Genomic DNA, 8,314 nt, shown 5'->3' with positions numbered 1-8,314 from the left:
CACCAGGCCGTCGAGCCGGTCGTTCGCGGCGAGGGCGGCACTGACGATCGCCGTCCCCGCCTGCGCGTCGCGCAGGTCGGCGGCTACCACGGTCGCGTCGATCCCGAGCGCTTCGAGGGCGCTTCGATCGCGAGCGGCCAGCGTCAGTCGAGCGCCGCGTTCGGCGAGTTGTTTCGCGATCTGTCGACCGATGCCACCGCTGGCGCCAGCCACCACGATTGATGCGCCTTCGAGGGCACGCTCTGCCATGTCAGCGTCCCGAGGTGAGCGGCGTGGCCGCGTGATGCCGTCGACGGAGGCGTTTCGGGCCGGCTGCCCGGACCGAGACACCCGATGCCCAGTGCGCGACGGGTGTGCCGCCGACCGCGAAGCCGGCAGCCGCCACGAGGCCGGTGTCGCAGTCGAGGACGCGTGCATGACGGAGCGGCCAGGGTTCGTGGTCGATGCGGGCGACGCGGGTGACCCGCGTGCCCGCATAAAGACGCCACCGCGCGGTCAGGAAGACGGCGAGGTCGTCGTCGGCCGCAGCGTCGAGGCGTTCGACGGCGAGGCGTCCGGCCGCGCGATCGGGCCACCGTCGGGCGATAGCCCATGCATCCCCGCCACGGCCAGGGTCGCGCCGGATGTCGGCGACGCAGTACGGCAGGCCGTACAGCGTGCGTGCGACCAGGACGGGCAGGAACGACGGGGCGTCGAGTGAGCAGAACCACACGCCGGGGCCGTCGGGACCGATCACGTAGGTCCGGACGTTCACCTCGGCGAAGTGGCTCGTCGTCGGGATCGGTGGCAGGTGGGTGATGCGCAGCGATCGCATCCGGAACGTGACCAGCGATACCCACGCAGATCCGGCATGGCAATCCGGTAGGAGCGGACCCGGCAGCACGCTGGCGACGAGCCCGGCGGGCACCGGCCAGTGGGCGAAGGCGACCTCCTCCCAACGCTGGCGCATGAACGGGCCGGCAATCGGATGCGGGCACACCGGATCGAGCCCGACCTCACTGAGTTCCTGACCTGTGATCACGCCGGGTACAACGCAAGAGAACACGTTCTATTTCTACTTCCGTGCCGGCGAGATGACCGACAGGGCGCCGACATCTAGCAGGGTGCCGTTCAGCTGATCGCCGAACACCCATACGGTAACTGCCTCCCTGAATCGGGAATGCCGGCTCCAGTCATCGATGTTCTGCTTCCCATACGGATCGGGTAGCCGAAGGGAAGACAACCATGACTGATCTGACCATCGACATCGGCATCGACGAGGCCGACCGCGCCGCCATCACCGAGGGGCTGTCCCGACTGCTCGCCGACACCTACACCCTCTACCTCAAGACGCACAACTACCACTGGAACGTCACCGGGCCGATGTTCCAGACCCTGCACCTCATGTTCGAGACGCAATACAACGAGCTCGCCCTCGCCGTCGACCTAATCGCCGAACGCATCCGTGCCCTCGGGGCACCCGCACCCGCCAGCTACCGCGAGTTCGCGCGTCTCTCGTCGGTGCCCGAAGACGACGACCGCCCCGGCGCCACCGAGATGATCAGCCGCTTGGTCGTCGGCCAGGAGACCGTTGCGCGCACCGCGCGCTCGGTCTTCCCGGTCGTCGAGAAGGCACACGACGAACCCACCGCCGACCTGCTCACCCAACGACTCCAGATCCACGAGAAGACGGCCTGGATGCTCCGAAGCCTCCTCGCCTGACGCCCGGCGTTGGTGCGGGAGCCCCTACGCGTCATGGCCCGCGGTGTCGGGAAGACCCCGCGGTCTCCCGCTGATTGGGGGTCTATCTGGGTTTCGGTGTAAGTGGCGTTTGCCTAGCTTCGGTTGAGGTCGGGCATTCTGTCGGCACCGAATACCTACAGCTCAAACGCCGGCTTTCAACCAGCCGAGGGCGACCAAGGAGGACTGACGGCGAGGAGACGATTGATTCATCTGATGCAATATGCGGCAGTTTTGGCGGGCAGGCTATTTCACGTGAGATCGAGCACCACTGAACAGGTAACCCTGGTCACCTGCTCGCGCGATCGCCACCTTCGCGTTGAGCCGTCACGACGGAGTCCCGGTCTCGTTCTCGGCGAGCCGGCTCATCGGGCTGCCGGGCAGCTCGACGGGGGTGGGGGTGTCGAGGATCGCGGCGTTGATGAGTTGCGCTTCAAGGCTGATCACTTCGCAGGATGCCGGTGTCGCCGCCTGGCGACGGTGGTGACGATCAGCGGTGACGTCGACGCGACGGACATCGACCTATCACCGCCTGGGCCACACCTGTCGTCCTGGTGGGAAACGCCGTCATCCTCGACCTGAGCGCCGTCGCATTCTTTGCCGCGCAGTATATTTCAGTACTGATCGCTCGATGACGCCTACCAGACCGCCGAGCTTCAGTGGGCTCTGGGTCCCCAGCCGCGCGGTCAGCCCGGTGCTGCGTATCTACGACCGCAGCACCATCGTTCCAGTGAGAAGTTCCTGGCCCGACGCGCTACAGCACTGGGCGACCCGTGCCCGACTACGGCGTCGGCTCCCGCTGGTTACCGCGACGGCCTAGCGCCCGCGGTGTAACGTCCAAGGCGTAGTACCTCCGGCGCCGGCACGAAGGACCTATCCAAACTTTGTAGGGCTCAATTCCCGGCACACGCGCGGCACGTCCTGGGTTGCCAGGGTAACCCTTTCGCCGTTCGCGACCGTCGTTGCCGTTCAGGACGACATTAACTCGGCGGCGTCGACACGCTGCGCGCGGTTGACGCCGCGTTCGGTGACGACATCGGCCAGCAGCGCGCGCAGCTGTCGTCTTGCCCGGTGAAGCCGCGACATCACCGTCCCGATCGGCGTCCCCATGATCTGAGCGATCTCCTTGTATCCGAAGCCCTCGACGTCGGCGTAGTAGATCGCCATCCGGAACTCTTCGGGCAATGCTTGCAGAGCCGCCTTGATCTGGGTGTCCGGCAAGGATTCCAGCGCCTGCACCTCAGCCGACCGCAGCCCGGTTGAGGTGTGCTCGGCGTTCGCCGCGAGCTGCCGGTCGGTGATCTCCTCGGTCGGATACTCCGCCGGGTGGCGTTGCTTCTTGCGGTAGGTGTTGATGTAGGTGTTGGTAAGGATCCGGTACAGCCAGGCTTTGAGGTTCGTGCCCGCCCGAAACGACCGGAACCCCACGTAGGCCTTCAGCATCGTGTCCTGCAGCAGGTCCTCGGCGTCGGCTGGATTACGCGTCATCCGCAGCGCGCCGCCGTACAGCTGGTCGAGCAGCGGGATTGCGTCGCGCTCGAACCGCGTGGTCAGTTCCGCGTCCGTTTCGGTGAGCAGCGGGTCTGCGGCAGAGTCAGGCTGCACGGGGTCGACGACCTCCACTGCGGCACTGCCATCGATGTCGGGCACTGCGGTCCGTTCTGTGAAGGTCCGGCGTTGTTGCCGGAGCTGGTGGGTAACCGCTGCTGACTAGAAAAGTCTAGTTATCGCCGCGCGGATCGTTCTGGGTGTCGAAGGCTCGCCATGAGCGGGTGGCCGACGGTGAGGTTGGTCGTGAACCGTGGCCAGCGCCGCGTAGAGGGTGTCCGCTGACGACGGCAGTGTTCGAAGGCTACTGCCTGCCCACCGTCTGTTGTTGCCGAGACGATCATGCGCACGATCGAACCGCCGCCGCAGCCGCCACTTAACCGCTCGGTCAAGCCGCCGTGGTGAGCGTTCGGTTCTTAGCAAAGTCGCCTGAGAGCAGCGCCGCCTGAGCAAGCTTCCGTTTCTCCACCAGTTCCCGTTTGCTCTTGCGGGCCATTGCCCGTTCGCGCAGGATGATCGTGCGCATGGTTAGGGTGACCAGCAGCACCAAGACGCCCAGCGGGCCGATCTCGATTAGCGGGTTGCCGAAGTAGAGGTAGTCCATGTTTTTCCCCGATCGATGTCGAAACTTCCGGCGAGCGCCACCCCGCTGTGGGCCTCACTGTTTGTTCGGAGCCGCAGTCCGGATTTCGCGTCACAGAGGTGAGATCTTGATCACACGGCCAAACCGAAATCGAGCTGATTCCCGGCGCGGAGTCGCGGCACAGCACCGGCGGGCCCGCCGGAGAGATCGCTGGCAAGGATCTGCGCAGCCATGCCCAGCGCCAGCACGACGCGCTTAACGCATTGGTCCGCGGGCCAGTTAGGCGACCCGAAACTCGGTATGCACAACGGATTGCCGGTAACCGTGATCGTCTCAACCACGCTTCAGGAACTGACCGCAGCCGCAGGGCACCTGGTGACCGCCGCCGAGACACTGCTACCGATGCGCGATCTCATCCGCATGGCAGCCACGCCTACCATTAACCGTCGGTGTTCGACGAGCACCAAAGTCGCCCGATGAATCTCGGGCGCCCCCGACGAATCGAGCCCCCGCAGCACCCTCCGGCAGGCGCCTGATGGGGGACCGACAAACGCCAACGCAAACGCCCACCCCCAAAACCACCAACAACGGCGACCCCCTCCCCACACCTGTGCCGGGCGGTGGAGGGGATGGCCGGCCTGGGCGACCGGCCACCCTTTGCTCAGCCGCTCAGTCGGCCTCCTCGATGTCAGCCACGTCGTGTTCCCCGATCGCGTTGTAGAGCTCGTGGCGGCTCATCAGCTGGATGGCATCGGTGATCAGGTGGTCGTTGACCTCCCGCGCCGCCGCGTCGTCGTTTCGGGCTGTCACCCTCACCCGAACTCGCTGCGCATGGCGACTAGGTGGCCCTTGATGGACGTCAGATCGGAGCCCTGGGCCGTCAGGAGAGCGTTGAGTATCTGTACGGCGTGCGCGACGCCCGGGGGCGCGATGGCGGCCAGCGCCGTGACGACCGAGCACCAGCGGCCGAAGAACGCGATCAGCGGATCGCTTGAAGCGTCACCGGTGGTCACGGACACATCTTCAGGGTCGAGTTGTGCAGCCGCAGCCCGCACATGGGGGTCGCTCCGGTCACCGCCGTGACCTTGGGGGGGTCCATGATGCAGCCAACTGGAAGTTCATCGGTGTTTCTCGAGTCAGGCTCCCCAAAAGTATCGATTAGGCGGCATAGGCGCGACGTTTTAGCGAGCTCGGGGCGGCGCGACTCTGCCACAGACCAACAGACCAAAGAAGCGCAGCGCCCGGCGAGCCCTCAGCGAGCCGCAATGCACAAGGGCCGACCACCCCTGCGGCGAGCGCCTACCCAGGCGCGCCCGCATACGGTGGTCGCAGATTTTTGAACATGGGGAAGTGCCTGACGTTGAGGGTCGCCAGGGGGAGGCCCTTGACGTCGGCGGTTGCCGCGATGAGGTAGTCACCGAGCCCAATGCCGGTGTGGCTGCGGCGATATCGGCGCATCATTTCGCCTGCACGACGGGCGATGACCTCGGTCGCCGGTTCCACCCGAAAGGCTGCCAGCAGCCGCCACACTTCGCGACGCTCGGCCGTGCGCATGCCGCCGACAAGCTCGGCAATCGACACCACGGTGATCGCCAGCGGGCCGTCCGTTCGGGCGTCGATGAGCCAATCTCGGGCGGCAACGACGCCGCGCAGATGCGCGATCAACACATCCGAGTCGACCAGTATCACGACGAGCGACGCCAGACGCGCGCCAGATGCTCTTCACGCTCACCGTTGCCGCGCGCCGGCACGTCGATGTCACGCAGAGCCCCGAAGGAGTTCTCGATCGCGTGAAGATCCGACGCGAGGCTCTCGTCGGCATTGGCTAGGACGCGGTCCAGCAGTTGGCGGATCAGCTCAGCGCGTGACACTCCCTCTTGTTCTGCCAGTCGGTCGAGCGCCGCTGTCTGTGCCTCGTCGAGGTAGATGTTGGTGCGCTTCATACACCACATCATACATCGCCTATTGTTCGCTGCTGGGCGGCGGGGGACAAAACCTTGGCCGGACTCGCTCGCGGCCGCCACAGCGGCCGCCGTGTGTTTGGCCGAAATAACATCCACAAACTACATCAATGCCGAAACTAAAGTGACCAAACGACAGATACATTGACCAAGGACACCAGGAACAACCCGCTCCGCCCGCGCAGCCAAAATAACCATGCAATCGCGTCCAGATGCGAAAACTAAAGTGACCGAGACAGAGATACATTGACGGAGGACAGTTCGCGGCTGACCTGAGAGGCCCACGTCCATGATTCATCTGTTGCAATATGCAGTACTCTACTGGTAATCCGCCATATTCCTTACTGTTCTTCCAGGGTGTTCGTCGCCGCGGCCGTAGGCTTCGAGGGGCCATGCTGCGCGAACACTCCACCTACCAAACCTCCACCGCCACAGCGGCTTGACAAACCGATTGAGAATCGATCTCGTCGTATTGGGGCGGTCGGCGGGCGCCCGTGGTTGGGGGAACAGACCGAGTGACCGCTGCGAAATTGGTGGAGCACCTGAGGCATCTCCGATACTGGTGGGGCTCCACTCTTTCGCGGCGAGGGCATTTTGCTGCCCCGATTCTGCTACAGGTCCCGGTTACGATGAACGCACTTTCGGATGCGATTGCTCAGTCCTAACCCCGGGGGTGCCTGTGAAACTGCCCAAGACACTCGCGACCGTCGCGGGGCCACTTGGGTTGGCGCTCCTGAGCCTGCCGCTCGCCGTGCCAGCGGCGGCGGACCCGGCGAGTTCCCCCAACGGCCAGCCCGCGCAGTGGATCGTCGTCGGCGTGCCCGCCGCAAACGCGACAACAGGGACCCTCACAGCCTTCCAGCGGGTCGGTCAGCAGTGGAAGGTTGTCCTGGGACCGACGCCCGCCAAGGTCGGCGAGCTCGGCGTCGGCACCCCCGCTGACGGCGTCCACCGCACTCCCGTGGGAACGTTCACGTTCGACCAAGCCTTCGGTCGCCAGCCCAATCCCGGCACCAAGATGCCTTACTTCCAGGCCACCGACCAGGACTGGTGGGACGAGGACGCCAGCTCACCCACCTACAACACCCACATGCGTGGGGCCGACAGTCCCTCGTCCATCGCGGAAAACCTCTACGACTCCGGCCCCGTCTACGACTACGCCGTCAACATCGCCGTAAACCCTCAACGGATCCCGGGACGGGTGGCCGGGATTTTTCTCCACGTGACCGACGGCAATCCCACCTGGGGATGTGTGGCCATCGGCCGCGACGAGATGCGCTCTGTGCTGAACTGGCTCGACCCCTCGGCCTCCCCGCAGATCAGCATCGGCGTCGGAACCCCGTCGCTGCTCTCATCCGGGTCGTGACCCCGGCAACACTCACGCAACACGCTCCGCGGGTGCCCTGCGCCGCCACAGCCGCTCAAGGACGATCAGAAGCCTGAAAGATAAGGTGAATGCCACCGAAACATGCTGGTCTACAACGGAACAACTGGATTCAAGAGAGGGTCAACAGTGTCCGGTCTCAATAAGTCTGGCACTGTCGCAATATGCAATGGTTGCCCCCTGCTATACGGACTGCTGATGCTGGCCGGGATTCTCGCGCTCGGGGTGCTCCCACCGCTGCTGCTCGAGTGGCGCCGCAAGCCGGACTGGAAGGCGTCGGGGTCAGCGGGAACGGCGGGGTAACCCCCGAGCTGTTCGGCGCCGCATGACCCATTACGGGTCAACTCTTAGACACTCCCCTCGTGGTAGCACCCAGCGGTCTGGAACGTCAATACCGTTGCGGCTGTCTCGAAGTCGGAGTCGTCGTGGACAACGGTGAGTTGGTGTGCGGCCAGCGTCGCGGTGGGTCACCGGGATGCCGTGGCACCCTGACCGCTCCGACCGACAGCGCCGGGCAGCGACGTGCGCAACGGCGCCAGGTCGACGCCGCGGTAAGGGGCACTCAACACCCGCCCCGCCGCCATCAGCGGCTCGGTGCTTCGCAACGTACGCGCCAGCACGAACGCGCCCTCCAACGCACCGACCAGAGCGACCGTGACGTCGCGGGCGGTGGCGTCCGGCAGGCCGCGCTGTATGAAGTAGGCGGTTCCGCCGTCGAGCCAGTCGGTGAATACTCCGGCCGTCGCCTCCCGAAGCTGCTCGATGGTGTCAGCGACCTCAGCCGCCACGCTGGCGACCGGGCACATGTTGGCAAAGCCCGTGCCGGCCATATCTTCGGCGGCCTGGGCGAAGACCGCGTGGAGTGCCTGGCCGAGGTCGGTGTGATCATCCACGACCGCCGGGATGAGCAGCGCGTATGCGGCACCGGCATTGATCAGCGCGGCACGGGCGATCTGCACCTTGCCGCCCGGGAAATGATGATAGAGCGACCCGATCGGCGCACCGGAAGCCGCCGCGATGTCCTTCATCCCCACCGCGCCGTAGCCCTTGTGCCGCATCAGTTCTGCGGCCGCGGTCAGGATCGCCTCGCGAGTGGACCTTGCCATTGCCGACTCCTTC

11 protein-coding genes and 1 pseudogene are annotated in these 8,314 nt (G+C 65.4%); 3 read left to right on the top strand and 9 right to left on the bottom strand.

Annotation, left to right across the window (positions count from 1 at the left end):
• Together VKG81_RS21535 and VKG81_RS13345 are read right to left on the bottom strand one after the other, a co-directional pair.
• On the bottom strand, window positions 1-249 hold a 249-nt coding region (locus VKG81_RS21535; protein WP_414685265.1), incomplete at its 3' end, for an SDR family NAD(P)-dependent oxidoreductase.
• Window position 250: 1 nt separating this feature from the next.
• The gene (locus VKG81_RS13345) at window positions 251-1,021 is read right to left on the bottom strand and encodes a DUF2071 domain-containing protein (RefSeq protein WP_324396621.1); all 771 of its coding nucleotides are present in this window, start codon (window positions 1,019-1,021) and stop codon (window positions 251-253) included.
• A 203-nt stretch (window positions 1,022-1,224) separates the two neighbouring features.
• On the opposite strand from VKG81_RS13345, the gene VKG81_RS13340 reads away from it, so the two are divergent.
• Window positions 1,225-1,701, top strand: coding sequence for a Dps family protein (locus VKG81_RS13340; RefSeq protein ID WP_324396619.1), 477 nt, complete (start codon window positions 1,225-1,227; stop codon window positions 1,699-1,701).
• Between the two features lie 987 nt (window positions 1,702-2,688).
• Here the strand turns inward: VKG81_RS13340 and VKG81_RS13335 are convergent.
• A complete protein-coding gene (locus tag VKG81_RS13335; RefSeq protein WP_414685264.1) occupies window positions 2,689-3,369 on the bottom strand; it encodes a sigma-70 family RNA polymerase sigma factor in 681 nt (226 codons plus the stop codon).
• A 286-nt stretch (window positions 3,370-3,655) separates the two neighbouring features.
• Window positions 3,656-3,871, bottom strand: a complete 216-nt coding sequence (locus VKG81_RS13330) for a hypothetical protein (protein ID WP_324396617.1) — start codon at window positions 3,869-3,871, stop codon at window positions 3,656-3,658.
• Window positions 3,872-4,038: 167 nt separating this feature from the next.
• On the opposite strand from VKG81_RS13330, the pseudogene VKG81_RS13325 reads away from it, so the two are divergent.
• Window positions 4,039-4,362: pseudogene (locus VKG81_RS13325) on the top strand (DUF222 domain-containing protein); the annotation flags it as partial.
• Window positions 4,363-4,519: 157 nt separating this feature from the next.
• Here the strand turns inward: VKG81_RS13325 and VKG81_RS13320 are convergent.
• From VKG81_RS13320 to VKG81_RS13305, 4 genes are all read right to left on the bottom strand, one after another.
• Window positions 4,520-4,666, bottom strand: coding sequence for a hypothetical protein (locus tag VKG81_RS13320; protein WP_324396615.1), 147 nt, complete (start codon window positions 4,664-4,666; stop codon window positions 4,520-4,522).
• A complete protein-coding gene (locus VKG81_RS13315; protein WP_324396613.1) occupies window positions 4,663-4,863 on the bottom strand; it encodes a hypothetical protein in 201 nt (66 codons plus the stop codon). The genes VKG81_RS13320 and VKG81_RS13315 overlap by 4 nt, the downstream gene beginning before the upstream one ends.
• Window positions 4,864-5,149: 286 nt before the next feature.
• Window positions 5,150-5,539, bottom strand: a complete 390-nt coding sequence (locus tag VKG81_RS13310) for a type II toxin-antitoxin system VapC family toxin (protein WP_324396611.1) — start codon at window positions 5,537-5,539, stop codon at window positions 5,150-5,152.
• Complete coding sequence (locus VKG81_RS13305) at window positions 5,536-5,793, bottom strand: CopG family transcriptional regulator (protein ID WP_324396610.1); 258 nt, start codon at window positions 5,791-5,793, stop codon at window positions 5,536-5,538. Before VKG81_RS13305 ends, VKG81_RS13310 begins: the two co-directional genes overlap by 4 nt.
• Window positions 5,794-6,490: 697 nt before the next feature.
• Here VKG81_RS13305 and VKG81_RS13300 point away from each other — a divergent pair.
• Window positions 6,491-7,177, top strand: coding sequence for a L,D-transpeptidase family protein (locus VKG81_RS13300; protein ID WP_324396608.1), 687 nt, complete (start codon window positions 6,491-6,493; stop codon window positions 7,175-7,177).
• A gap of 485 nt (window positions 7,178-7,662) precedes the next feature.
• Here the strand turns inward: VKG81_RS13300 and VKG81_RS13295 are convergent, their stop codons facing one another.
• Complete coding sequence (locus tag VKG81_RS13295) at window positions 7,663-8,301, bottom strand: TetR/AcrR family transcriptional regulator (protein ID WP_324396606.1); 639 nt, start codon at window positions 8,299-8,301, stop codon at window positions 7,663-7,665.
• Window positions 8,302-8,314 lie beyond the last annotated feature (13 nt).

The sequence above is a fragment of the Mycobacterium sp. genome, assembly GCF_035314905.1.
Taxonomy (GTDB): domain Bacteria; phylum Actinomycetota; class Actinomycetes; order Mycobacteriales; family Mycobacteriaceae; genus Mycobacterium.
This window is presented reverse-complemented; position numbering and strand designations above follow the sequence as displayed.